General features: G+C 57.2%; 21 protein-coding genes and 1 tRNA gene. 13 read left to right on the forward strand and 9 right to left on the reverse strand.

Features of this window, described 5'->3' with window-relative positions; all coding sequences use genetic code 11:
• Nucleotides 1-162 precede the first annotated feature (162 nt).
• Together BIND_RS09415 and BIND_RS09420 are read left to right on the forward strand one after the other, a co-directional pair.
• On the forward strand, nt 163-396 hold the full coding sequence (locus BIND_RS09415; protein WP_012384842.1) for a hypothetical protein: 234 nt from the start codon (nt 163-165) through the stop codon (nt 394-396).
• An 82-nt stretch (nt 397-478) separates the two neighbouring features.
• Complete coding sequence (locus tag BIND_RS09420; RefSeq protein ID WP_012384843.1) at nt 479-748, forward strand: hypothetical protein; 270 nt, start codon at nt 479-481, stop codon at nt 746-748.
• A gap of 115 nt (nt 749-863) precedes the next feature.
• Here the strand turns inward: BIND_RS09420 and BIND_RS09425 are convergent, their stop codons facing one another.
• Nucleotides 864-1,691, reverse strand: a complete 828-nt coding sequence (locus BIND_RS09425; protein WP_148210605.1) for a tetratricopeptide repeat protein — start codon at nt 1,689-1,691, stop codon at nt 864-866.
• 574 nt (nt 1,692-2,265) lie between these two features.
• Here BIND_RS09425 and pyk point away from each other — a divergent pair.
• The 4 genes from pyk to BIND_RS09445 all read left to right on the forward strand — a co-directional run bounded on the left by pyk (nt 2,266) and on the right by BIND_RS09445 (nt 6,680).
• On the forward strand, nt 2,266-3,678 hold the full coding sequence (gene pyk, locus BIND_RS09430) for a pyruvate kinase (protein WP_012384845.1): 1,413 nt from the start codon (nt 2,266-2,268) through the stop codon (nt 3,676-3,678).
• Between the two features lie 11 nt (nt 3,679-3,689).
• A complete protein-coding gene (locus tag BIND_RS09435) occupies nt 3,690-4,706 on the forward strand; it encodes an alpha/beta hydrolase (RefSeq protein WP_012384846.1) in 1,017 nt (338 codons plus the stop codon).
• A 135-nt stretch (nt 4,707-4,841) separates the two neighbouring features.
• A complete protein-coding gene (galE, locus tag BIND_RS09440; protein WP_012384847.1) occupies nt 4,842-5,834 on the forward strand; it encodes a UDP-glucose 4-epimerase GalE in 993 nt (330 codons plus the stop codon).
• Nucleotides 5,835-5,876: 42 nt separating this feature from the next.
• The gene (locus BIND_RS09445) at nt 5,877-6,680 is read left to right on the forward strand and encodes a bestrophin-like domain (protein ID WP_012384848.1); all 804 of its coding nucleotides are present in this window, start codon (nt 5,877-5,879) and stop codon (nt 6,678-6,680) included.
• Nucleotides 6,681-6,695: 15 nt separating this feature from the next.
• Here the strand turns inward: BIND_RS09445 and aroC are convergent, their stop codons facing one another.
• Genes aroC through dapA form a run of 3 tightly spaced genes read right to left on the reverse strand, consistent with a single transcriptional unit; the run spans nt 6,696 to nt 9,249 of the window.
• Nucleotides 6,696-7,817: a chorismate synthase gene (aroC, locus tag BIND_RS09450; RefSeq protein WP_012384849.1), complete on the reverse strand. Its 1,122-nt coding sequence runs from the start codon at nt 7,815-7,817 to the stop codon at nt 6,696-6,698.
• Nucleotides 7,818-7,868: 51 nt separating this feature from the next.
• Complete coding sequence (gene smpB / locus BIND_RS09455; RefSeq protein ID WP_012384850.1) at nt 7,869-8,345, reverse strand: SsrA-binding protein SmpB; 477 nt, start codon at nt 8,343-8,345, stop codon at nt 7,869-7,871.
• Between the two features lie 10 nt (nt 8,346-8,355).
• Nucleotides 8,356-9,249, reverse strand: coding sequence for a 4-hydroxy-tetrahydrodipicolinate synthase (gene dapA, locus BIND_RS09460; RefSeq protein ID WP_012384851.1), 894 nt, complete (start codon nt 9,247-9,249; stop codon nt 8,356-8,358).
• 402 nt (nt 9,250-9,651) lie between these two features.
• Here dapA and BIND_RS09465 point away from each other — a divergent pair, with 402 nt between their 5' ends.
• Nucleotides 9,652-11,823 carry a lytic transglycosylase domain-containing protein gene (locus BIND_RS09465; protein ID WP_012384852.1) on the forward strand — a complete coding sequence of 724 codons (2,172 nt, stop codon included), beginning with the start codon at nt 9,652-9,654 and terminating at the stop codon, nt 11,821-11,823.
• A 204-nt stretch (nt 11,824-12,027) separates the two neighbouring features.
• A complete protein-coding gene (locus BIND_RS09470) occupies nt 12,028-12,927 on the forward strand; it encodes an alpha/beta fold hydrolase (protein ID WP_012384853.1) in 900 nt (299 codons plus the stop codon).
• Nucleotides 12,928-13,227: 300 nt separating this feature from the next.
• On the opposite strand, the gene BIND_RS09475 is transcribed toward BIND_RS09470, so the two are convergent.
• Nucleotides 13,228-14,736 carry a porin gene (locus tag BIND_RS09475; protein ID WP_148210763.1) on the reverse strand — a complete coding sequence of 503 codons (1,509 nt, stop codon included), beginning with the start codon at nt 14,734-14,736 and terminating at the stop codon, nt 13,228-13,230.
• A 515-nt stretch (nt 14,737-15,251) separates the two neighbouring features.
• On the opposite strand from BIND_RS09475, the gene BIND_RS09480 reads away from it, so the two are divergent.
• From BIND_RS09480 to BIND_RS09490, 3 genes are all read left to right on the forward strand, one after another.
• Nucleotides 15,252-15,345, forward strand: a tRNA-Ser gene (locus BIND_RS09480).
• Between the two features lie 489 nt (nt 15,346-15,834).
• Nucleotides 15,835-16,512 carry a DUF2147 domain-containing protein gene (locus tag BIND_RS09485; protein ID WP_012384855.1) on the forward strand — a complete coding sequence of 226 codons (678 nt, stop codon included), beginning with the start codon at nt 15,835-15,837 and terminating at the stop codon, nt 16,510-16,512.
• A gap of 219 nt (nt 16,513-16,731) precedes the next feature.
• Entirely contained in the window at nt 16,732-17,160 is a 429-nt protein-coding gene (locus tag BIND_RS09490; RefSeq protein WP_158304370.1) for a hypothetical protein, read from the forward strand.
• A gap of 374 nt (nt 17,161-17,534) precedes the next feature.
• Here BIND_RS09490 and BIND_RS09495 read toward each other — a convergent pair whose 3' ends face one another.
• The 4 genes from BIND_RS09495 to gatC form a co-directional block, all read right to left on the reverse strand.
• Complete coding sequence (locus tag BIND_RS09495; RefSeq protein WP_425277052.1) at nt 17,535-18,098, reverse strand: histone H1-like repetitive region-containing protein; 564 nt, start codon at nt 18,096-18,098, stop codon at nt 17,535-17,537.
• 579 nt (nt 18,099-18,677) lie between these two features.
• The gene (gene gatB, locus BIND_RS09500; protein ID WP_012384858.1) at nt 18,678-20,165 is read right to left on the reverse strand and encodes an Asp-tRNA(Asn)/Glu-tRNA(Gln) amidotransferase subunit GatB; all 1,488 of its coding nucleotides are present in this window, start codon (nt 20,163-20,165) and stop codon (nt 18,678-18,680) included.
• 103 nt (nt 20,166-20,268) lie between these two features.
• Nucleotides 20,269-21,750 (reverse strand): Asp-tRNA(Asn)/Glu-tRNA(Gln) amidotransferase subunit GatA, encoded by a 1,482-nt coding sequence (gatA, locus tag BIND_RS09505; RefSeq protein WP_012384859.1) that lies wholly within the window; start codon nt 21,748-21,750, stop codon nt 20,269-20,271.
• 55 nt (nt 21,751-21,805) lie between these two features.
• On the reverse strand, nt 21,806-22,093 hold the full coding sequence (gatC, locus tag BIND_RS09510) for an Asp-tRNA(Asn)/Glu-tRNA(Gln) amidotransferase subunit GatC (protein WP_012384860.1): 288 nt from the start codon (nt 22,091-22,093) through the stop codon (nt 21,806-21,808).
• Between the two features lie 151 nt (nt 22,094-22,244).
• On the opposite strand from gatC, the gene BIND_RS09515 reads away from it, so the two are divergent.
• Both BIND_RS09515 and BIND_RS09520 read left to right on the forward strand, forming a co-directional pair.
• Complete coding sequence (locus BIND_RS09515; protein ID WP_012384861.1) at nt 22,245-22,874, forward strand: MarC family protein; 630 nt, start codon at nt 22,245-22,247, stop codon at nt 22,872-22,874.
• Between the two features lie 90 nt (nt 22,875-22,964).
• Nucleotides 22,965-23,624, forward strand: a complete 660-nt coding sequence (locus BIND_RS09520; RefSeq protein ID WP_012384862.1) for a methyltransferase family protein — start codon at nt 22,965-22,967, stop codon at nt 23,622-23,624.
• The last annotated feature ends 313 nt before the right edge of the window (nt 23,625-23,937 follow it).

A 23,937-nucleotide genomic window follows, 5' to 3' on the forward strand; every position in this document is an offset into this window, starting at 1 on the left:
CCATCAAACCCGGAGAACTGTTTCATTGCCGGACAGGACGGTGCTTCGCAATGAGCGCAAATCCGGCTATGACAACGCGGAAAACCGCTGGGAACAGATGCTGGACACGGACCATCGACACCCAGCAAAACGATCAAGCAAATTGGATGTTAGAGGCGGATCATGAGTGACAAAGACGCAGTAATGAAAGGCCTGCTGGAAAAGCTCGTCAGCAAGGCAAAAAACGCTCATCGCGATACCAAGATCACCACGATCGCCGGCGCCACGCAGATCATTTCTGGCCATAGCGTTCAGGATCAAGAAATCGATATTGGTGAGGTCTCGATCTCTTGGACCGATGGCACGAGGACCTTCCTCATCCCCTATTCCTCGATCGATCATATTCTGATGGTGTGAGTTTCCCTGATCGAGGGATTAAAAATCTAGAGCGTGACACTGAATTCCCGTTTAGAGTCATGCCCTGGGAGGAGTTTGATCGATGACGGATAGTCAGGAACTCAATAATTTCGTCGAAGGCGGCGATGAATATGAATTGCGGACAAGCGACGACAAGACCGCTTATACGCTGCACTTCAAGACGGAAAATCAGATCGTCTTCCTGCAGGGAGAGGATCTCGAGGCCTTTTTGAAGGAATATAATCTGATCAAGCTTCAATATCCGCAATATGGCGCCGATCAGAGATTGGCCCAAATCTGGGACCAGGGCGGTTATAGCTGGCTGGCCGCAGGGCAGCAGGAAGAAGAATAGGTAAAGTGCCCCGGACCTGTTCCGACGGCTCAATACTTTCGAATGTGGTTATCCACTTTTCGATTTGATGCGACAGCCGTTTATACAAGAGCCGATTGGAATCCTTCAATCGGCTCTAATCTTGTCTCTTCAAGTGATTTTCCAGATAGCTAAGCGCAATCTGCCGTTCCGCCGAACTGGCCGACGCCATGGCTTGATCATAAAGATCGATAATCCACTTATCCTTGCGCTGATCCAGGGGCGCCTCCCGCGCAAGGGTCAGCCACATCAGGCCACGGGCGCGCTGATGTAGAATGCCTTCCTTCTCGGTAAAGAGGACCTGCCCGAGAAGAGCCTGCGCCTGATAATGATTTTTATCGGCGGCCAGAGACAACCAGCGGACCGCTTGGCGGCTGTCCTTGGCTGTGCCCGCGCCATCGAGATACATGCGCGCCAGATTATATTGGGCGTTGGGATCGCCGAAATTGATCGCCGCATAATGGAACATGGCCATCGCATGGGCGGGGTCGGCACTGATCTTGGTATTAGCGATACCGTTCAGATAATAGATACCGAGCGCGACGAAGGCATTGGAAACGAGCGGCATGAAGCGGCGGTTGGGATTATCGTCATCATAGGAGGCGACAATCTGCGAGAAATATTCATAAGCTTTGACGTCGTCGTGAGGAACACCGTCGCCGCTCGCATACATTTTTCCGAGCTTCCACTGCGCAAGCGATTCGCCACCCGCCGCAGCATATTTCAGTGCTTCGATCCAATGATCGCTGCCCGACCGTGACCCTTCAAGGCCCGCGCGCAAAGCAGCTTGCGGATTCTTGAAAATCTGCAGCGGTATCTTGCTGCCAGCACCGCTTTCGCCCGCCCCATCAAAGGCCATGGCTGAAGCATGAAACAAGAGAAACGCCAGGCCAGCCACGCCGAGGCTCAGCGCATGCGTCGACATTCGCGCAGGGAACCGTAGCCGGCACGGAGGAGCGGTACCTGGGTTTTGACCAAATAAGCGATTCGCCATATCTTTGTCGCCCTCGGGAGCCCTATCCGTGAACGGATCGCAACCGATCAATATGGAAATCGGATCGTAAAGCTCCAGCCGAAAAGCCGCCACGTCTCTCGTGATATGCCGTCCCATATGGGGGGCCATCATCCGGATGCAAATCACAGATTGGTGTGTCGGCGCTGACCGGGAGCTTTCATCCTTCTCTCCCAGGCTATAACAACGCTAGATTAGCGGAGTGTTTAAGGCCGAAAAACGGTTTTATCGGTGCAAGCGCCGCTTCAAAACAAGTTCACAGTTTATGTGTCTAAACAGTCACATCATTAAACCGCAAAATGGAATTTTAAGTTCGTTCTTTGCAACCAATCCGCTTCTTCCAAAAGTCCGGTTGATCCGCCCTTCGTTCCAGTTTGTCATGGACCGACTTGCCTGGACTTGTCTTCAGCGGAAGAGAGCAACGACCGTATCCACTTGAGAAAAACGCCAGGCTCACTCTTGAAGCAGCCCGAAAGGAAACGCCAAGATGAAACGCCTTCGCCGTTGCAAGATCGTCGCGACACTCGGCCCCGCTTCCTCAGACAAGGCCACGATCGAGGCTCTGTTCAAAGCTGGCGCCGATGTCTTCCGTATCAATATGAGCCATACGTCTCACGACAACTTGCGCGAGTACGTTCGCGTCATTCGCGAAATCGAGGCAGATAGCGGCCGCCCGATCGCCATTCTCGCCGATCTGCAGGGACCCAAATTGCGGCTCGGTGAATTTGCGAGTGGTGGCGCAGATCTCGTCAAGGGAGCGACCTTCACCCTTGATCAGCAGGAGAGCCTTGGTGATGCGCAAAGGGTGCATCTCCCACATCCGGAAATTCTCAAGGCCCTCAAACCGGGCGACACTGTCCTGATCGATGACGGCAAGGTTCGGCTGCATGTTATCGAGGCCGATGCGAGCCACGCCGTTACTCTTGTCGATGTCGCGGGCCGTGTCTCGAACCGCAAGGGTGTGAGCCTTCCGGATACCGAGATCGCCGTTTCCGCCATGACCTCAAAGGATCACTCGGATCTCGCGGCGGCGCTCAATGCCGAGGTCGACTGGATCGCCTTGTCCTTCGTGCAACGGGGCGATGATGTCGCCGAGGTCAAAAAGATCGCCGGCGACCGAGCCTCGGTGATCGCCAAGATCGAAAAGCCGCAAGCTATAACGAGGCTCGATGAAATCCTCGAACTGTCCGATGGATTGATGGTGGCGCGTGGCGATCTCGGGGTGGAAATGCCGCTCGAGAAAGTGCCTGGCTTGCAAAAACGCATCACCCGCGCCGCGCGCCGCCTGGGCAAACCCGTGATCGTCGCGACGCAAATGCTCGAATCGATGATCAATCTGCCCGTGCCAACGCGCGCCGAAGTCTCCGACGTCGCGACCGCTGTTTTCGATGGCGCTGATGCGGTCATGCTCTCCGCGGAAAGTGCTGCTGGGCAATATCCGGTCGAGGCGGTCACGACGATGAACCGCATCGCGGAGGAAGTTGAAAAAGACGCCGTTTATGCGTCGATCCTCAGTGCTCAGCACGCTGTGCCGGAGAAGACGGCCGCCGACGCGATCGCCATCGCCGCCCGGGAAATCACCGAGACCCTGGACGCCACGGTTATCGTCGCCTGGACTTTCTCCGGGTCGACGGCGCTGCGCATCGCGCGTGAACGCTCTCCGGCTCCGCTCATCGCTTTGACGCCGAAACAGCAGACCGCCCGCCGGCTCGTGCTCGCCTGGGGTGTGCATGCCGTTGTGACCGAGGACGCCCATGATATCGACGATATGACCCAACGCGCGAGCCGCTTCGCGCTGCAGGAAGGCTTCGCCACGAAGAATGATCGGATCGTGATCATTGTCGGTGTCCCGTTCGGAACGCCAGGCGCCACCAATCTCATCCGCCTCGCCCGCGTTTAAAGGAACGGCCCATGAAAAAAATCATGCTGGTATCGGTCACCGCGCTGAGCCTTGTGGCGAGCAGTCATAAGGCACCCGCCGAGCCGCAGGACACGAAAAAAGAGGTGTTCGCGATCCGCGAGGGTATGAACAATGGCAATGCTGGCATGGAACAAGGCCTCGCCAAACATATTCCCGACGGTGTCGCCTCCGTGCTCGACGAGGCATACACCCAAGGCGACGCCGATGCCCGCCTCGATGTCTTTTACCCCGCCTCACTCGCTCAGTCAGGCCAGGCTTTGCAGACGATCGTCTGGCTGCATGGGGGCGGTTGGGTCTCTGGCGACAAGGATTATGTCGCTCCTTATCTCCAGATTCTCGCCGCGCGTGGCTTCACCGTTGTCGGCCTCAATTATTCACTCGCGCCAGAGCATCATTATCCGGCACCGCTCCAACAGATCGATGCGGCCCTTGCTTATCTTCAAAAAAATGCGGCGCGCCTGCATATCGATCCCAACAGATTTTTCCTCGCGGGCGATTCAGCAGGTGCCCAGCTTGCCGGCCAGTTCGGCAATATCGTCACCGATCCGGTTTATGCGCGAGACCTCGGCATTAGTCCTTCCATTGCGCCCGCCCAATTGCGCGGTGTGATCCTGATGTGCGGCGTCTATGATCCGGACAGTTTCGATTTGAAACAGGCACCCGAGGGTCATTTTGCGAAAATCCTCAATGCCTATTTCGGAACGGCCAATGCCGCGACCGATCCGCGACTGGCGCAATTTTCAGTGGTGCGCCACGTCACACCAAACTTTCCCCCGATCTTCCTTTCCGTCGGCAATGGCGATCGCCTGGCTCCGCAATCTCAAAAACTAGCCCAAATCGCCAAAGGACAAGGCGTGTCGGTCGACAGCCTGTTTTTTGACACCGATCACAAGCCAGCTTTGCCGCATGAATATCAGTTCAATCTCGACCAGGAGGACGGCAAAACCGCTTTCGAACGTCTGGTTACTTTTCTGAACGCGTCAAGTCATGCTCAATTGAATCAATAATAGAAATTTGTCTCATCCCCTCTCTCCACAGTGCCGAATTGTTGATTTCATAGGCAAAAGCCATAGACCAGAGCCATTGAAGGCCATAACGTTTCCGCATTCGGCTTTTGGAGAATCGGGCTGGCGAGGGCAAGGATGAGCGTACTGGTCACGGGCGGTGCGGGTTACATCGGCGGCCATATGGTTTTGGGCCTCCTCGATGCCGGGCAGAAAGTCGTCGTTCTCGATAATCTTTCGACCGGGTTCTCCTGGGCGGTGCCGCAAGGCGTCGATCTGATCATTGGCGATTTCGGCGATCAAGCTTTGGTCGACCGGGTTCTTGCCGACCATCACATTGATGCCATCGCCCATTTCGGTGCGAAAATCGTCGTGCCAGAATCCGTGACCGATCCTCTAGGGTATTATCTCAACAATACGGCCAAGGCGCGCAATCTGATTGAATGTGCCGCGAAAAGCGGCGTCAAACATTTCATCTTTTCATCCACCGCCGCTGTCTATGGCGAGCCAAAGGCTAATCCTGTTTTCGAGGACGCCCCGCTTACGCCCATCAACCCCTACGGCCGTTCCAAGCTGATGGTCGAATGGATGCTCGAGGATGTCGCCAAGGCGCATGCCCTCACCTATGCGATCCTGCGCTATTTCAATGTGGCCGGCGCCGATCCGCAAGGCCGGCTCGGACAAGCCTCACCCGTCGCCACGCATCTCATCAAGATCGCGGTGCAGGCCGCGCTCGGTTTTCGCAAGGGGATGGATGTCTATGGCACGGATTACCCGACGCCGGACGGTTCCTGCGTACGCGATTATATTCAGGTCACCGATCTCGTCGATGCGCATTTGCTGGCACTCGATTATTTGCGCCAGGGTGGCGAGAGCCTGACCTGCAATTGCGGTTATGGGCGCGGTCTTTCGGTGCTGGACGTCATCCGCACGGTCAAGGCAGTGAGCGGCGTCGATTTCGAAGTGCGGATCGCCGGACGCCGCGCGGGTGATCCAGCCTCACTGATTGCTGGCGCCACGCACGTGCGCGATCTTTTGGGTTGGCAACCCAAACATGATCATGTCGAAGAAATGGTCAAACAGGCGCTCGATTGGGAACGCCGCCTGCACAATATTAAAGGGCAAGCCTAATCCTCCGGCAGAAGTCTAGCTCCGCATTTTCGGACTCCGATCGTGATCGATTTCTCCGCCTATTCGCTCGGCTCCATTTTCGCAGCGAGCCTGATCGTGCTCTTGATCGCCTGCGAACTTGGTCATCATTTTGGTTTGCGCAGTAAGGAGGAGGGTCAAATCTCCACCTTGGAAGCCTCGATGCTCGGCCTCCTGGCGCTCATGATCAGCTTCACCTTTTCCATGAGCCTCACGCGTTTCGATGCGCGTCGAGAAGCCGTCTTGATGGAAGCCAATGCGATTGGAACAGCCGCCTTGCGCGCGCGCCTGCTGCCGGAATCACACGCCACGCAAAGTTTGAAGCTCCTGCGCGAATACGTCCAAATTCGTCTGGATATTACCGCACAGGAGAAATACACGCCCCCCGCGCAATTGGATGGCGCGATCGCCCGCTCCAACGCCATCCAAGCGGCTCTATGGGCGCAGGTCAAACCGGTCATAGCCAAGGATAATGCCATGGTGCCGACCGGTCTTTATATTCAGGGGTTGAATGAAATGTTCGATGCTCAGGAAAAGCGTCTGACTGCCCTGCGCAACCGCGTACCGAATATTGTCTTCCTGGGTCTCTATGGCATTGCCACCGTTGCCATCGGCTTTATGGGTTATGCCAGCAGCGCCACGGAAAAGCGCTGGAGAATACCCGCTTATATCATGATTTTCCTGGTTGCCGCTGTCATCCTGCTGATCGAGGATATCGATCGGCCTGGCGTCGGATTCGTTTCCGTAAGTCAGCAACCAATGCGGGATACGGCCGATGCTCTTGCAAGCTATTCGACCGAAATCGACGGCAGCGTACCTCAGCAATAAAAGCCGGGGGAGATTTCAGCGTGATCGGTTCGCCGGCCAGACAGCGCCTTCACCGATCTGGCCGCGATGGCGCAGAAAATGATCGGCGAGCACGCAAGCGACCATGGCCTCGCCCACCGGCACGGCGCGTATGCCGACACACGGATCATGACGCCCCTTAGTGACGATCTCGCTTTCATGGCCTGAACGGTCGATCGTATGACGCGGTTGCAGGATCGAAGAGGTCGGTTTGACAGCAAAGCGCATGACGAGCGGCTGGCCCGTCGAAATACCCCCCAGAATGCCGCCCGCATGGTTCGAGAGAAAGACCGGCTCGCCGAGAGAACCGATCCGCATTTCATCGGCATTGGCTTCACCGCTCAGCGCGGCCGCGTCAAAACCCTCGCCGATTTCGACACCTTTCACCGCATTGATCGACATCAAGCCGGAAGCAAGATCAGCGTCGAGCTTGCCATAAAGCGGAGCGCCCCAGCCGGCCGGCACATTCTCCGCGACGATCTCAATGACCGCGCCAATCGAGGACCCGGCCTTGCGTATATCATCGAGATAAGTTTCAAAAAAAGCCGCCGCCTTTGCATCCGGGCAGAAGAAGGGATTGCGCGTCGTCTCGTCCCAATCCCACGCGTCGCGGTTGATCTTATGCGGCCCCATCTGCACGAGGGCCCCTCTGATCGTCACATCCGCGACCACCTTGCGGGCGATGGCACCGGCTGCGACCCGCGTCGCGGTTTCGCGCGCCGAGGAACGGCCCCCGCCACGATGATCACGCAAGCCATATTTTGCGTCATAGGCGAAATCGGCATGGCCTGGTCGATAGAGATTTTTGATCGCGTCATAATCCTTCGAGCGCTGATCCGTATTTTCGATCAGGAGCGCGATCGGTGTGCCCGTCGAAACCTGTTTGCCGCTCGCCTCGTCCGTGAAGACACCCGAGAGGATACGCACACGATCGGCTTCCTGGCGCTGTGTCGTGAAACGCGACGTGCCGGGACGGCGCAGATCGAGAAAGGTCTGGATGTCGGCTTCATCGATTGGGATCAAGGGAGGGCAACCATCCACCACGCAGCCAATGGCCGGTCCATGGCTTTCCCCAAAGGTCGTCACGCGAAAGAGATGGCCGAATGTATTGTGAGACATGAGAGATGATGCCGAAAACAGGGAAGACAAAGAAGATGAGGAAGGCCGATCTCAATGTTTGTCGCGCAGCAGCCGGCCCTTTTCCTTGTTCCAATCGCGTTTCTTTTCGGTCTCGCGCTTGTCGTGCAATTGTTTGCCGCGCGCCAAGGCGATTTCAATCTTCGCCCTGCCCCGATCATTGAAGTAAATTTTCAGCGGCACAATGGTCATGCCTTGACGCTCGACCCCTTGCGAAAGCTTGGCGATCTCGCGCCCATGCAACAGAAGTTTGCGCGGCCGTTTTGGCGCATGGTTGAAGCGATTGGCCTCGAGATATTCGGGGATGGTCGCGTTGACGAGAAACACCTCGCCCTCCCGATCCACAGAGGCATAGCTCTCGGCAATGGTCGCCTTGCCGGTGCGCAAGGATTTGACCTCGGTGCCGGTCAGCATGAGCCCCGCCTCGAAAGTCTCGCCAATTTCATAATTATAGCGCGCCTTGCGGTTTTCCGCGGCGATCTTGAACGCGCTTGGTTTCTTTGCGGCCACTCAAGCACACTTATTCTGTAATGAGACCGGCATGCACCATGGCAGCGCGGATCACGGCCTGGGCATTGACCGAGGCGGAGACGAGGGGCAGCCTGATCTCGTCCTCGATCTTGCCAAGCAGACTCAGCGCATATTTGGGGCCGGCGGGATTGGGTTCGACAAACAGTGCCGCATGCAAATGCGAAAGGGCATCATGCACTTGCAAAGCCTTGGCGAAATCGCCATCGAGGCTGGCCTGTTGCATATCCGCACATTGGCGCGGGGCGACATTCGACGTCACGGAAATGCAGCCATGACCACCCAGCGCATTGACCGCCAGCGCCGTCATGTCTTCACCTGACAATTGGATGAAATCCGGTCCCAGGGCCTGACGCTGCAAAGCCGTGCGCGCGAGATTGCCGGTCGCATCCTTGACGCCCGCGATATTCTTCAATTCGAACAGACGCTGCATCGTCTCAATCGACATGTCGACCACGGAGCGCGGGGGAATATTATAGATGATGATCGGAATACCCACCGCATCATTCACCGCCTTGAAATGCCGGTAGAGTCCTTCCTGAGACGGCTTGTTGTAATAAGGCGTCACGATCAGCAAGCCATCCGCACCCGCTTTTTCCGCGAAACGCGCGAGTTCGATAGCCTCTTCCGTGTTGTTTGAACCGGCTCCGGCGATGACCGGCACGCGGCCCTTTGCCTCGCTGATACAGGCGGAAACAACCTGACGATGCTCCTCATGCGTCAGGGTCGGGCTTTCACCCGTCGTGCCGACCGGTACAAGGCCATGCGTGCCGCTCAAAATCTGCCAATCGACGAAAGCGCGAAAGGCCTGTTCGTCCACCTTACCGGCACGAAACGGGGTCACGAGCGCCGTGATCGAGCCCTTGAAAGCTGCCTTCATTCCCATGGCCCTTGTGCCTTCACGTGTGTCTTCGCCTGATGAGGAACCTTGACCAGATCTTGCTTAAAATCCGGTGCTTCGCCGTTCGGGCGATTCGGCTGGACGCCCAATCTCCGACCAGAAGCTCTTCAATCTTCCTTATTGCCGCACCCTTGCCGCAATCGCCGTGCTGTTAAGAGCAAGTCGACGCTGCGGCGGGAGGCCAAGACATAAACATTTAGGTCCGTTCCGAAAAGACTTTCCTCACGGATCAGAGTGCAAAGCGATGCCCTTTCCAGGCGATCGAGGAAGAACGGAATGAATTTGACGGTTTGTTAAGGAAAACACGGTCAAATTTTCGAGAATTCAACAGGCAAGCGCCGACCACGGAAGGCTTGCAACGGGTCTAGGCGCCAACAAGGGAACAGAATGGCCAGCAAGCGGGCTTCCAAATCACTGACGAAAGGGGCAATCGCCCTGACCATCGGCGCCATGGCGGCCCTCGGTTTCCACGAGATGAACCTCGATGGAATAAGGCTCAAGGACAAGACGCCTGACGCCATTCCCCTCGACGGCCGCATGGAAACAGCCACACGTCCGGAAAAACCGGATGCCGGTCTTGAGACTGGTCTTGCCCCTGCCCTTCCCGAACCGACCCAAGAAGCGACCACCAAACTCACCCTGGACACACTCGGCCTCGACACAACCGGTCTGAACGAGGCTCTGGATCTTTATCGCAAGGGTGATCTCGCCGCGGCGGACAAAGCCACTGGCACACTCGTCAAGGACGATACAGTCCGCACCGCGATCGAATGGATCGTTCTCCAACGCTTCTCAAGCGGATTTACCCGCCTGCAAGCCTTCGCCAAGGCGCATCCACAATGGCCCGCGCAGGACTGGCTGCGCAAGCGTTCCGAAGAAGCCCTTTATAACGAGCGCAAGGTTTCGCCGGAAGGCCGTGCTTTTCTCGAGGAGACGACCCCCAAGACGCCGGCGGGCAAGATCGCTCTCGCACGTCTCATGATCCTGGACGACAAGCCGCAAGTAGCGGCGAAGCTCGTGCGCCAGGTCTGGCGGGAAAGCGATTTCAGCACCGCCATGGAAGCCAAGCTCAAAAGCGAATTCGGTTCCTTGCTCGAAAAGGCCGATTATAAGTACCGCGCCGAACGCTTTCTTTATAAAGAGCAAGGGGCCGAGGCCATGCGCCTTGCCTCGCTCGCCGGCCCGGACATGGTTCCCCTGGTGCGTCTGCGCATCGCTTCGTTCGAGGGAATCGCCAACGACAAGCTCTTTGCGGCCGTCCCCGCCAGCCTGCAAAATGACCCGGCTTATCTTTTCGCTCGCATCCAAAAATTGCGGCGCAGCGAAAAAATTACCGAGGCCGCGACCCTCATGCTCGGCGCGCCGCATGATCCCGCTCGTCTCGTCAATGGCGATGAATGGTGGGTGGAACGTCGGCTGATCGCCCGCAAGCTGCTCGATCAGAATGATGCCGCCACGGCCTATAAAATCTGCGCCGAACATTCGGCTGTCTCGCGCGACCTGCGTATCGAAGCCGAATTTCACGCCGGTTGGATCGCCTTGCGATTCCTGCATGATCCGGAAAAGGCCATGACGCATTTCGCGCAAGCCGCGCAATTTGCCGAGACGCCGATTTCCATCGCGCGCGCGGCCTATTGGCAAGGCCGCGCCGCCGAAGACGACATGAGGGCCGAGGTGGCGGTCACCGCCAATGGATATTATGGAAAAGCCGCGCGGCAATCGGCGACCTATTACGGTCAGCTCGCGCGCACCAAGCTGGGTCTGCCCCTCGTGACAGAGGCACCCGCCCGCCATGCGCTTTTGCCGGCGGAACAGGATCCCTCGATCCGCATCATCGCCCTGCTGCAAGCCCTGGATCAAAAGGATCTGGCGCAATCCCTGTCCATCGCCGCCGCGCAGCATTTGGAAGGCGACGGCCAGATGGCCGCCCTGGCTGATGTCGTCGACACCCAGCATGACGCGCATCTCGCTTTGATGATTGGCAAGCTCGCAGGCTATCGCGGCTACGCCTTGCAGAATCTGGCCTTCCCGACCTATGGCATTCCGAGTTTCGAGCCCTTGCCGAATTCGGCGGCCCGCTCGCTGGTCTATGCGATCGCGCGTCAGGAAAGCGCCTTCGACACCAAGGCCGTTTCATCGGCTGGAGCGCGTGGCGTCATGCAGATGATCGTCTCGACAGCACGCCGCACTGCCGAGCGCGCCGGCATTCCCTTCAATGAGACGCGCCTGCTTTCCGATGCCGCTTTCAACGCGCAGCTCGCGGCCGCGCATCTCGGCGATCTCCTCGCGGAACAACGCGGCTCCTGGATCTTGACCTTCGCCGCCTATAATGCCGGCGGCAAGAAGGTCAAACAATGGATCGATGCTTATGGCGATCCACGCGATCCGGCAGTAGATCCAATCGATTGGGTCGAGCGCATTCCCTTCACGGAAACCCGCAATTACGTCCAGAGAGTCGTCGAAAATCTCGCCATGTATCAGCTTCGCTTCGGCGAGGATCATCGGGCTTTCGGCGAAGCCTTGCTGCGGCTCTCGCCGCCCAACCCCGTCAGATTGTAATCGTCCTCATCACGAAAGATCCAGCGCATCGGAGCTTCACGTTGAAGGCCAACCGATAGGCTGGATCTTTGAAACGTATAGATGGATCTCAACAGGAAACCTCCCGGTAATCTGGTATAAGTCCCTGTTTCGACCCTGCCCGTTTGGATTTAAAGTTCGAAGGGAATCAACCCTTCCAGCTTCCTTCCGGTGAAAGGGGCCGCCATGACCGCTTCGACCATTGCCGAGCCACCCGCTTTTACACACCGCTATTATACGAGTGCGGACGGATTGCGCCTGCATGTGCGTGATTATGCACCGCAAGGCGCTGTTGGTGTGCCCGTTGTCTGCCTATCGGGATTGACCCGCAATTCGACGGATTTCGATCCATTGGCGCAGGCGCTTGCCGGCGGATTGCATGGAGCCCCGCGCCGTGTCCTGGCCTTCGACTATCGCGGCCGCGGCCTTTCCGCTCATGATCCCGATTGGCAAAAATATACGCTTGCCGTGGAACATGGGGATATTCTGCGTGGTCTCGCGGAATTCAGCATCGAACAAGCCACCTTCGTCGGAACGTCGCGTGGCGGTTTGCATATCATGCTCATGGGCGTTCTCAGCCCTGCCGTTTTACACGCGGCTGTTCTGAACGACATCGGTCCGGTGATCGAACCAAAAGGCATCGCCCGGATTTGCGGTTATCTTGGCAAGACCAGATCCCCCACCTCTCTCGAAGAAGCCGTCGCCGCCTTGAAGGCCACGGTGCGTGACGATTTCCCTGCTCTTTCCGAAGCCGAATGGGAGATCTTTGCCCGCCAGACTTTCATGGATGAGCAAGGCCATTTCGGGGTGCGTTACGATCCCGCACTGAGCAAGCAATTCGAAGCGCTCAATCCCAACCAACCTTTTCCACCCGCCTGGCCGCAATTCGAGGCTCTTGCGAAAATCCCTCTGCTCGTCGTTCGCGGCGACCGTTCCGATCTCCTGTCGGATGAAACGTTGCGGGAAATGGCCGCGCGTCATCCCAACTGCGAAACCTATACGATCGCAGGCCAGGGCCATGCGCCACCCCTGATCGAGGCGCCAGTCATCGCCCGCCTGTGTCAGTTCATCGCCAAGGCAGGATGAATCGCGCACGATCATAAGGGCTCGCAGCATTGCTCCGAACCCGAATGAACGAGCGATGCTTCAGGAGATAGTGTGTCTCAGACCAGGGTCGCGAATGGGGGCCCATCGCTCATTCTTTATGATTCTGGAATCGCCTGAAAGCACGGGGCGTACTAATTCGCCGCTTGACGTGACCAAGTGAGCGACGAGGTGCCTACCAGGCGGAACATGCCGGGCGGAACAATAAAAAAGGCCTTTTCCAATCGCGATTGGAAGAGGCCTTGATCCTATCAAGCGCTCTTTGAGCAAGCGTCTCGCTGATCAGAAAGCACGCTGCACGCGAATACGGGTTTCATATTCATTATTATTGCTCTTGAAGGCTGGCAGGCCCGCTGCTCTCAAGGTCGTATCCGAAGCCAAGCCAACCGGACGCGTCTGATCCAGGTGGATATACATGAATTCGGCACCGATATCGAAGCCACGCAACGGCGTCCAGATCAAGTTGGTACCGACACGGCCTTCCTTAAGATTGGAGACACCAACGGCGCCACCGACACCTGCCACCGCATTGTCCGAATAATGAACTTCCGCATAAGATCCGAACACAGCGGAGCTCAAGGTCGGAATCCAATAATGCTTGTAGGCGCCGACAAAGGCCCATCCCCATTGCTGCTCGCAGGAGCCGGCTCCGGTGAAGACGCAATCAGAATTGATCTGCGGATTCCATCCGAACGAATAATCTTCGGATGTAATACCGGAGCCCATATAACGATTTTGGCCCACCGCACCATAAGCATAGGAAATATTATTGCCTGCAATATAGCTGAAGGCACCTTTTTCATAGGCCGCTTGCAGCCATAATTTATCGCCCTTGGCAATCACATCAGCATTGAGCTGGACGCCGCCTTGCAGAGCAAATCCATAGGAATTGCTGGTGTTATTGGGGAAGGCATAGGTTGTCGGCGGGACCGAGAGCGCGGTAGCCGGAAAGAGCGTCGCGCGCACCTGATGCGCCGCCGCCGAAAACTGGACAGCACCCCAAGGTTGATCGAGACGGACGTTGCCGACGATATCGGGGACACGCGTCCCGCCGGGCATGGCCTGTGAGCCGGCAACTGTGCTGCCAATCGCGGCGCGGCGAGAAGGCTGATCTTCTAAGGAGAGGGACGCCGACCATCCGTCACCGAATGTCGCCGTATAGGACAAAAGAGCAACCGTTGCATTGGAACCACGCAAGTTCGCGAAGTTGTAGGCATCGGCATAGAAATCGAAGAGCGATTGGGCGCGACCCGCTGTCAAACCGGCGAATTGGATAAAGGCTTTGTTGACGATGGTTGTCTCGCGCGGAGCGGTGGTTCCGGCTGTCCCGTTCCAGCTATTGCCGAGCTGCCCACCGCTACCGGTCGCAGCATTGTCGCTCGAGCCATAATAAGCATCGACGCGCAGAAAGGTCCGCACCGTACCCCATTCCGATTTCGTGCGCGCGTCCAGTTCGATGCGTCCCAAGGCGCCAAAACCATAAGCATCACGGGTACGGGCATTGGTATATTGTGCCGGGCTCGGGACAAAACCTCCCGCCGGGCGGGCGACGCCATTAGCGTAGAAAGCGCCACCGTTGATCGAATAGGACGCGTCGAAGCCGCGATATTCGGCGAGAACGAGGCCGCCAACTTTCAGACATGTCTCTGTGCCGGGCAGATAGAAAAAGCCCGCACCATAGGCATCGCAAACGCGCACATATTCGACAGGCGCTGCTTTATTCCACGGAAGATCCGCGGCAGCGGCAGGCTCACTCAAACCAAGACCGGCGCCCAAAGCGCCCAAACCCATCAGTCCACGCACGAACCAGTGAGTCAACGTCAGCTTGGCCATGCTTGTGCCGAGAAGATGTTCGTTCGAGCCCCCCCCGAGGACAGACCGCTCCCCATTGTTAAGATTAAGGCTGCGCGACACTTTTTCGCACCCCCTCATCCGCTTTTTTGGAGCAGCTATGATACCCCTCACTCTCAGCATGCTCATCCCCTCACGGCAGCGCTTCCAACCCACCCGCGTCGTCATGATGGTCCCACCCCCATCACGAAAAATCGCGAGACTCGAGCTTCACAACTTGATGAAGTTAATCTAACGCCCCTTTCTTTCAGGTCAAAAGACTCATTAGGGCTTGAGCTAAGTTCCAAGAATACTGTGACTTTCCCGCCACTTTTGAAAAACCCGGGAAAAACCCGCATGTTTTCGCCGAATTGGGGCTTTCCTTTTGTCCTTCAGGCTTGCGTTCGGCTCCCGCCTCGGGCATATCAAGGCCAACAGGCAAACAGCATCGCAATTGCGCCGTTTTGCGCCTGTGGGGAGACGTGGCCGAGAGGCTGAAGGCGGCGGTTTGCTAAACCGTTATAGGGTTGTAAAGCCCTATCGAGGGTTCGAATCCCTCCGTCTCCGCCATTTTGATTGAAAACCTCCCGTAAAATCAATAGCTTAAGGAAATGCACCCTCCGCATGGGACATTTAAATTTGGACAGTGCCAGGTCCGAATCGTTCCCTTCCTTTTGCCGCAGCTCGGAAAAAGCGGGTTCCGAATCATCGGCCTGAATGCCATAACGCCCTCAATAGGAAGCCCTTTTAGCAATCTCTTCCTTATTCTCCGCTTAATTCTCTCAATAATGAAGCCGGGCTCGGCCAGCCGATCTAAAGTGGACTTGATCAACTGCCTCTCAATGTCTCATCACGAGCCAAAATGCCCTCAGTCGTTCTCGCGTTTTCGCCTTAATTAGGGATCATGCACCTCAGGAAATGGGGCGGCGATCTTGCTTTATTGATCGGCGGGATTCAAGGATGGGCTCGGTCTTGCCGATTTTCGTCCAGGGGGCGTTGCGTAAGTCATATGCCATTCCTTAATGGCAATAGAAGAATTCTCTGTCTCGAGGGCGCTCAATGTCATTTCGGCCTTCTGTCTTTTCACGCTCGAAATTTTTCTCCTCTCGTTACTTCCGTCTTTTCGAGACGCGCCGGCTTCCCCTGATGGGGCTTGTGGCAGGATTCGGCTTCAGCTTGGCCATGCAGGGCGTGGCCTTGGCTGCCCCCCTCGACCCAACCGGCCTCTGGTACACGACGGGAGAGGATTCGATCATCAAGATCACTCCCTGCCTCGCCAATAATACGACCTTTTGCGGAACCCTGGTCTGGCTGAGAGAGCCGCTAGAAGACGGCAAACCCAAGGTTGATCATGAAAATCCTGACAAGGCCAAACGCACTCAGCCCATGATCGGGATCCAACTTCTGTCCGATCTGGCTGCCGAAAAGGACCTCTGGCGTGGCAAGGCCTATAATCCAGAGGATGGCAGAACCTATAATATCACCTTTAAGGTCCTCCCTGCGAAGGGCCACGAGAAGGATAAGACTCCAGGGGACTCAGCTGAAATTGAAGGATGCATTCTGAGAATCCTCTGCAAGACAGACGGCTTTACCCGGGCCCATTCCATTCCTGGACAAGCCGATGCTACCACGTCGGCTCCCGCATCTCCGCATCCGGTGCCGTCGGCGACGGCCCCCAAACCGAGCGCTACCGCCCCAGCTACTGCACCTAAGCCCGCCAAGCCACCGGCTCATTGAGGCACGAACTGACTGGAATGGTCTCTTCAAGACCATTCCGATGGTCATCTCATGACTCTCCGCGTTCAGAATGTGAACGGAAACCCTAAGGCCGGAAAGTTGAGAAGGATGCGGATTGACGAATTGACCTGGCGCTTGAAATCTCGGTGCGCTCGTCGTTTCGCGATCATTCTGTTTATGGCGTCAATGCCCCTGTCGGTTGCGCGCGCCGAGCATGACATGACCAAAGGGAAACCGCCCCTGCCCCCCGTTCGCCCATCGGAGTTTCAGTCTCCGCTGAACGAGACGCCGATTCAATCGAATGCCGATACCGCTCCCAAAAATGCCGATACGGCCCCCAAGACAGCACCCAAGGCACCCGACAGTTCAACCGCAAAAATAGTGCCGTGGGACAGCAATCAAGGCCCTTCGCATGGTACTCAACCCGCGCTGCCCACAGCCTTGGCCCCGGAAGTTCCGCAAAAGACTGGTGCACCAGTGAATACGCCCACGCCCGCCAAGACGGCTAGCCTCCAACCCTTTAGCCTTCCACCCGCGTCACGGGCTCGCATGCATCAATGCGGGCTCGAATGGCAGCAGATGAAACTCTCCGGCGCGGCAACAAACAAAACCTGGCGTGTCTTCGCTCAGGCCTGCCTCAAGCAATAAGTTTTCTGATCTGTTCATCCAAGAGGTCGAACAAAACCCTTTGTCCCGGATGACGAAGACAAAGCGCATCGGCTTTATCTCAAAAGTGAGGCTCACTCTTGAGGCCGATGCTCCAGAGATCATTGGCCCGAGACATCCAGGGTCCGGCTGAATTGAAACCAGCCCTCGCCATGTCCCACCGCCCTGCATGGCCATGTCTCGCCCGACGATCGTCATCAAGGCGCACGCCGCAGGCTGGCGAGCATGACCGGATTGGATGCTCTTGCCATTATCAAGACAATGAAGGACCCGAACCTTCGCGGATCCTCACAAATCTTTCCCTCTCAAACCTTCTGTCGGCGTAGACCAGCGCTCTCCATCCTTGCCCGCGCTGATCAACCGTTGCCCGATGTAATCGGAGCCAGAATTTTCGGCTTGGCCGGCGCTCCCGCCTTCCTGGATACTTTCTTGATCACAGGGGCTTTCGTCGCGGGCTTGCTCACCGTCTTTGCCGCAACAGTCTTGGTCGCTGTCTTTTTGACGGCAGCTTTCTTCACCGCGGCTTTCTGCACGGTCGCTTTCGGGGCGGCTGTCTTTTTGGCGACGACCTTCTTGGCCGCTGTTTTCTTCACAGCCGCTTTTTTCTCGACGGTCTTTTTGACGGGGGCCTTCACGGCAACAGTCTTCTTCGCCGCAGTCTTCTTGGTTGCAGTGGCCTTCGCTGCAGTCGTCTTGACAGCGGTCTTCTTGGTCGCAGTCGCTTTGGTCGCGGTTTTGGGAGCCGTCTTCGTCACAGCGCTCTTCTTGACCGCAGCGGTTTTCTTCGTGGCGCTCGCTGGGGCCGCAGCTGATTTGGTCGCGGCTTTCTTCGCCGCTGGTGCTTTCGTGGTTGCCTTCACCATCTCTGGATTCCCTCTGTTCTTCCGCCAGTTGCTCTCGTGCCGACAAGAAGCGTTCATTAGCGTAGCGCGCTTCCCCGCACGTGCAAGTGGTCACCTCTTATCGAAACCACTATTCGCGCATGGTTTTACATGAAGAGATACACTAAAAATCAGAGGATGTGTGCGCGCTGGACAGACGTCACATGTATTCGGCAACAGCCGCAAGCACGCAAAAGATTTGGCCGCGAAGACCTTTCGACGCCGAAAGAACAAGAGCACAAGAGCCTCAAAAGACCTTTAAGGCTTTTTGCCTATGACTATAATCAATTGATATTATGAGATATATTCTTTATCGAGCCGATCCGTGAAAGCCTTGAGCTTGGACCTCTCCATCCTTGGAGTGGCTCTCGTCGAAAAGCTGGCCCCCACGCATGTCCGCCCAGAATACGAACGACCGCGAGATCATTCATGGGGCGATTGCGACGCATGCAACAATCGAAAAAAAATTTTCGCGCAAAGACAAAAAGGCCGTGCCAACGGCACGGCCAGCGCTCAAATTCGTGAACGGCTTCGACGAATCATCGTTGATTGATTCGCCATTCGGATGCAAAAGCCGAATGCTTTTCAGCCGCCTCCGATCGTTCTCTCGTTCGATCGTTAGATCCCGAGTTTGGCTTTCAGTATTTCATTGACGGCTTGCGGGTTGGCTTTGCCGCCGGTCTGTTTCATCACCTGCCCCACGAACCAGCCGAGCATTGTGGGCTTGGCCTGCGCCTGCGCCACCTTGTCTGGATTGGCGGCGATGATCGCATCCACGGCTGCTTCAATAGCACCCGTATCCGTGACCTGTTTCAGGCCACGTGCCTCGACGATAGTGCGTGGATCACCCGCCTTGTCCTCATTGATCAGGATCGCCAGCACATCCTTCGCGATCTTGCCCGAGATCACTTCTTCGCTGATGAGATCGACCAATGTGGCGATCTGCGCTGGTGTAAGATGGGTTTGCGAAACCGGCAGCCCGACCGAATTGGCATAGGCCGCCACATCGCCCGTCACCCAATTGGCGACGAGCTTGGGATCGCGTTTCACGCCGTTATAATTGACGGTCGTCTCATAATAATCGGCCGTCTCCTTGTCGGCGACGAGCACGCCCGCGTCATAGGCCGGCAGCCCGTAATCGTTCATGAAGCGAGCCTTCTTCGCATCCGGCAATTCCGGCAGCGCGGAGGCCAGCCCATCGACATAGGCCTGATCGAATTCGAGCGGCAACAGATCGGGATCAGGGAAGTAGCGATAGTCATGCGCTTCTTCCTTCGAACGCATCGAGCGCGTCTCGCCCTTGCCCGGATCGAACAAGCGCGTCTCCTGATCGATCACGCCGCCATCCTCGAGGATACCGATCTGCCGGCGGGCTTCCGTCTCGATCGCCTGGCCGATGAAACGGATCGAATTGACGTTCTTGATCTCGCAGCGCGTGCCGAACGGCTCGCCCGGCCGGCGGACCGACACATTGACGTCGGCGCGCAGTGAGCCCTGCTCCATATTGCCGTCGCACGTGCCAAGATAGCGCAGGATGGTGCGCAGCTTGCTGACATAAGCGCGCGCCTCGTCGGCGGATCGCATGTCGGGTTTGGACACGATCTCCATCAAGGCCACACCCGACCGGTTGAGATCGACGAAGGAATCCGTCGCTGATTGGTCGTGCAGTGATTTGCCGGCATCCTGTTCGAGATGCAGACGCTCGATCCCGACCTCGATCTGTTCGGTCGGCGACACATCGACAATCACGATGCCCTCGCCGACGATAGGGCTCTTGTACTGGGAGATCTGATAGCCCTGCGGCAGATCGGGATAGAAATAGTTCTTCCGATCGAAGACAGAACGCAGATTGATCTGAGCCTTGAGGCCGAGACCCGTGCGCACGGCCTGCGCCACGCATTCCTCGTTGATGACCGGCAGCATGCCCGGCATGGCGGCATCGACGAGCGAAACATTGCTGTTCGGCTCGGCTCCGAATTGCGTGGAGGCACCGGAAAAGAGTTTGGATCGCGATGTCACCTGGGCATGGACTTCAAGACCAATGATGATTTCCCAATCGCCGGTCGCGCCCTTGATGAGCTTGGAAGGTTTGACATGTGTGTTCATGCAGGACCCCTTTGTTCGAGCCCACGCTCGTCTCTTGAAATCTTATACCTCATTCGCGGCAGCGACGCATAACCCAATAGCTTTGCGTCGCCGTGCTCCTCCTTCAACCCCACCAGGAAGAGGGATAAGAGACACGTGGTGCCGCCGCCTCGATGACCCCCGAGAGCGCGATCAAAGTCTCCTCGTCGAAAGGCCGGCCGATCAATTGCAGGCCGAGCGGCAAGCCTTCGGCGGAAACGCCGGCCGGCACCGCAATGCCCGGCAGGCCGGCCATGTTCACCGTCACCGTAAAAATATCGTTGAGATACATTTCGATCGGGTCCTTGGCGCCTTTTTCACCGAGTCCGAAGGCGGCTGACGGCGTCGCCGGAGTGAGGATCGCATCGATCCCTTGTTCGAACACCTGTTCGAAATCGCGTTTGATCAGGGTGCGGATCTTCTGTGCCCGGACATAATAGGCATCATAATAGCCGGCCGAGAGCACATAGGTGCCGATCAAAATGCGGCGGCGCACTTCCTTGCCGAAACCCGCGGCACGCGTCTCCTCATACATGCCGGCAATGTCCTTGCCCGGCACCCGCAGGCCGAAACGCACACCATCGTACCGGGCCAGATTGGACGAGGCTTCAGCCGGCGCGACGATATAATAGGCTGGCAAGGCATGGCGCGTATGCGGCAGCGAGATTTCGACTGGCTCGGCGCCCGCTTCCCGCATCCATTCGATACCCTGATCCCATAATTTGCCGATCTCGGCCGGCATGGCATCAAGCCGATATTCCTTCGGAATGCCGATCCGCATGCCCTTGATCGAACGGCCAAGCGCCGCCTCATAATCAGGGACTGGCAGATTGACCGAAGTCGTATCCTTTGGATCATAGCCAGCCATGGAGCGGAGCAAGATCGCCGCATCGCGCACGGTACGGGTAATCGGTCCCGCTTGATCGAGCGAGGAGGCGAAAGCCACGACGCCCCAGCGCGAGCAGCGGCCATAGGTCGGCTTGATGCCGACCGTGCCCGTAAAGGCCGCCGGCTGGCGGATTGACCCGCCAGTATCCGTCGCGGTCGCCCCGAGACACAATCTTGCGGCGACCGCCGCCGCGGATCCGCCCGATGAACCACCCGGCGTCAGAGGGGCCGTGGAGCCTTCCCGCCGCCAGGGTGAAACGACGGGCCCGAAATAGGACGTCTCATTCGAAGAACCCATGGCGAATTCATCGAGATTGAGCTTGCCAAGCATCACGGCGCCGTCGCGCCAGAGATTGGCGGTAATGCTCGATTCATAGGCGGGCACGAAATTTTCCAGAATATGGCTCGCCGCCGTCGTCCGCACGCCTTCTGTGCAGAACAGGTCCTTGATGCCAAGCGGAATGCCTTCAAGGGGCCCGGCCTCGCCGCGCGCGATCTTTTCATCAGAGGCCCGCGCCATGGCTTGCGCACGTTCGGGGGTTTCAAGAAGAAAAGCGTTCAAGGCCCGCGCCTTTTCCACGGCCTCTATATGCGCCATGGCGAGTTCGGCCGCGGAAATCTTCTTCTGCCGTAAAGCGTCGCGCGCATCGGCCAGGCTCAAATCAGTCAATTCGGTCACGTTTCGCGTCCGTTCATTCGCAATCTAAAATTCAGCTCAAACCAGGAGGGCTGGTCTATTCCACAACTTTGGGGACGACGAAGAAATGGTCTTCCGTGGCCGGCGCATTGGCGACGATTGCATCAGCTATGCCGCCATCGGTCACAATATCCTCGCGCTTGGTCATCGGCATGGGCATGACCGAAGTCATCGGCTCGACGCCCTCGACATCGACGCTCGCCAATTGCTCGACGAAGGCCAGAATGGCGTTGAGCTCTTCTTGTACATGCGGCACGTCGGCGTCATTGACCTTGATCCGCGCCAGATGCGCGATTTTGCGGACGGTCACGGCATCGACGGACATAGAATTCTCCTTGGAAAAAGGGGATGAAACCGGCCGATGGACACAATTGCCGCGCGGCCGAAAATAGCGGAAACCGGCGCGAACTTAGCCGGATTTGCCGCACTTTGCACCCATCAGGCGGCCTCTCTCCCACCGGCTTTTCGAGCTTGCCATGTTTCCTTATCTTTTGCAGACATTTACCACTTTATTTGTCGTGGTCGATCCCCTCGCGATGGCGCCTTTGTTCATCGCCGTCACGGCTGGGCTGACGCCTGTGGAACGGCGGATCGTCGGGAGGCGCGCCTGCCTGAGCGCGCTTTTTATCCTCCTCGGCTTCGCCTTGCTAGGCGAAACGCTCCTCACGGTCACCGGAATTTCCTTGCAGGCTTTCCGCATCGCCGGCGGCATTCTGCTTTTTTGGATCGCCTTTGAAATGGTGTTTCACAAACGCAGCGACCGAAAATCCGCCGAGGTCGCCCGCACGGAACGGCCGGATGAGACGGAGATCCTGGGCCTTGCCGTCTTTCCCATCGCCATGCCGCTGATCGCCGGCCCGGGTGCCATAGCGGCGGTGATCGTCGCCACGACGCATGCACCGAACACAACCGCTTTTTTCGGTGTCATTGTGCTGATCATCGCGATCATGGCCATGACCTTCGTGGTTCTGCAAATCGCCGATAGAATCGACGCTTTCATGGGTCCAACCGGACGCGCAGTGATCAGTCGTCTTCTCGGCGTTCTGCTGTCCGCCCTGGCTGTGCAGATCGCCATCGATGGCGTTCACGGTCTCATACCCCGATGATCGCATTTGCCTGATCGGCTGATCCCAGGTCTTTTCAAGCCCCCGCCCCGCACGCATATCATGGACACGGATCAATGATGGGAGGTCGTTGTGACGCCCACACCCAAAATGGCCTTCATGACTTTGCTCGCGGCCTTCATCATGCTCGGGCTCGCCATTCTGGGCTGGGGCGGAATTGCCGCCTTCTTCGCCAATCCGGCCCGCGTAACTTTGACGCTTGGGCTCTTCCTTCTGTCCGGCGTGGCCTTGTTCAGCGGCGGCAATCTGAGCCCAGGGCAATATGAGGATCGGGCGAACCGCTGGGTTATTTGGGCTTTCCTCCTGATTGGACTTCTTTCGGCTTTTTTACCGGCCTATGCGGATCGCAAGGCGTTTTGGCTTCTCGGCGGTGAGACCTTGCGCTGGATCGGTGTCTTCCTTTTCATCGGCGGCGGGGCGTTACGGTTGTGGCCGGTCTTTGTGCTCGGCCGCAGGTTCAGCGGCCTCGTTGCCATCCAGCCCGGACATGAACTCGTCACCACCGGCCCCTATCGATACATTCGTCATCCAAGTTATCTGGGGCTCCTTATCAGCGCTCTTGGTTGGGCGCTCGCCTTTCGCTCGGGCGTCGGCGTGCTCCTCGTGGCCTTGCTGATTCCACCGCTTCTCGCGCGCATTCACGCGGAGGAGAAATTATTGCACAGCTATTTCGGGCAGGATTACGCGTCCTATTGTGCGCGTACGTCGCGACTGATTCCCGGCGTTTACTAAACGCGCTCGCGACAATGGATCATTCAAACGCCTTACTTTAAAGCGTTTGATCACGCGCGCCCTGACCGTCGTCTTTTCCCTTCTGGCTCGCACGCCCGCTCGCGCAAACATCTTTCCAAAGATAATGCACGGTCCCTCACGCAGACTCACGATACTGCCATAAATAGAAAAATATATTTATATCAATAGCTTGATGGATAATTCCAAAAGCCCCGGCAAAACCCACGAGAGTCACCAAGACTCGGGACGACAACAAATCCTGAATCGTTTTCCATGCAATTCAATGAATTGCCACTGACTCTCTTTGCCGCTT

This window comes from Beijerinckia indica subsp. indica ATCC 9039, assembly GCF_000019845.1.
GTDB classification, from domain to species: domain Bacteria; phylum Pseudomonadota; class Alphaproteobacteria; order Rhizobiales; family Beijerinckiaceae; genus Beijerinckia; species Beijerinckia indica.

What these genes read in the sequence shown, in the direction of transcription:
- BIND_RS09415 (WP_012384842.1), top strand. Translation starts at nt 163, where the DNA reads ATGAGTGACAAAGACGCAGTAATGAAAGGCCTGCTGGAAAAGCTCGTC.
- BIND_RS09420 (WP_012384843.1), top strand. Translation starts at nt 479, where the DNA reads ATGACGGATAGTCAGGAACTCAATAATTTCGTCGAAGGCGGCGATGAA.
- BIND_RS09425 (WP_148210605.1), bottom strand. Translation starts at nt 1,691, where the DNA reads ATGTCGACGCATGCGCTGAGCCTCGGCGTGGCTGGCCTGGCGTTTCTC.
- pyk (WP_012384845.1), top strand. Translation starts at nt 2,266, where the DNA reads ATGAAACGCCTTCGCCGTTGCAAGATCGTCGCGACACTCGGCCCCGCT.
- BIND_RS09435 (WP_012384846.1), top strand. Translation starts at nt 3,690, where the DNA reads ATGAAAAAAATCATGCTGGTATCGGTCACCGCGCTGAGCCTTGTGGCG.
- galE (WP_012384847.1), top strand. Translation starts at nt 4,842, where the DNA reads ATGAGCGTACTGGTCACGGGCGGTGCGGGTTACATCGGCGGCCATATG.
- aroC (WP_012384849.1), bottom strand. Translation starts at nt 7,817, where the DNA reads ATGTCTCACAATACATTCGGCCATCTCTTTCGCGTGACGACCTTTGGG.
- dapA (WP_012384851.1), bottom strand. Translation starts at nt 9,249, where the DNA reads ATGGGAATGAAGGCAGCTTTCAAGGGCTCGATCACGGCGCTCGTGACC.
- BIND_RS09465 (WP_012384852.1), top strand. Translation starts at nt 9,652, where the DNA reads ATGGCCAGCAAGCGGGCTTCCAAATCACTGACGAAAGGGGCAATCGCC.
- BIND_RS09470 (WP_012384853.1), top strand. Translation starts at nt 12,028, where the DNA reads ATGACCGCTTCGACCATTGCCGAGCCACCCGCTTTTACACACCGCTAT.
- BIND_RS09475 (WP_148210763.1), bottom strand. Translation starts at nt 14,736, where the DNA reads ATGGGTTTGGGCGCTTTGGGCGCCGGTCTTGGTTTGAGTGAGCCTGCC.
- BIND_RS09485 (WP_012384855.1), top strand. Translation starts at nt 15,835, where the DNA reads ATGTCATTTCGGCCTTCTGTCTTTTCACGCTCGAAATTTTTCTCCTCT.
- BIND_RS09490 (WP_158304370.1), top strand. Translation starts at nt 16,732, where the DNA reads ATGACCAAAGGGAAACCGCCCCTGCCCCCCGTTCGCCCATCGGAGTTT.
- BIND_RS09495 (WP_425277052.1), bottom strand. Translation starts at nt 18,098, where the DNA reads ATGAACGCTTCTTGTCGGCACGAGAGCAACTGGCGGAAGAACAGAGGG.
- gatB (WP_012384858.1), bottom strand. Translation starts at nt 20,165, where the DNA reads ATGAACACACATGTCAAACCTTCCAAGCTCATCAAGGGCGCGACCGGC.
- gatC (WP_012384860.1), bottom strand. Translation starts at nt 22,093, where the DNA reads ATGTCCGTCGATGCCGTGACCGTCCGCAAAATCGCGCATCTGGCGCGG.
- BIND_RS09515 (WP_012384861.1), top strand. Translation starts at nt 22,245, where the DNA reads ATGTTTCCTTATCTTTTGCAGACATTTACCACTTTATTTGTCGTGGTC.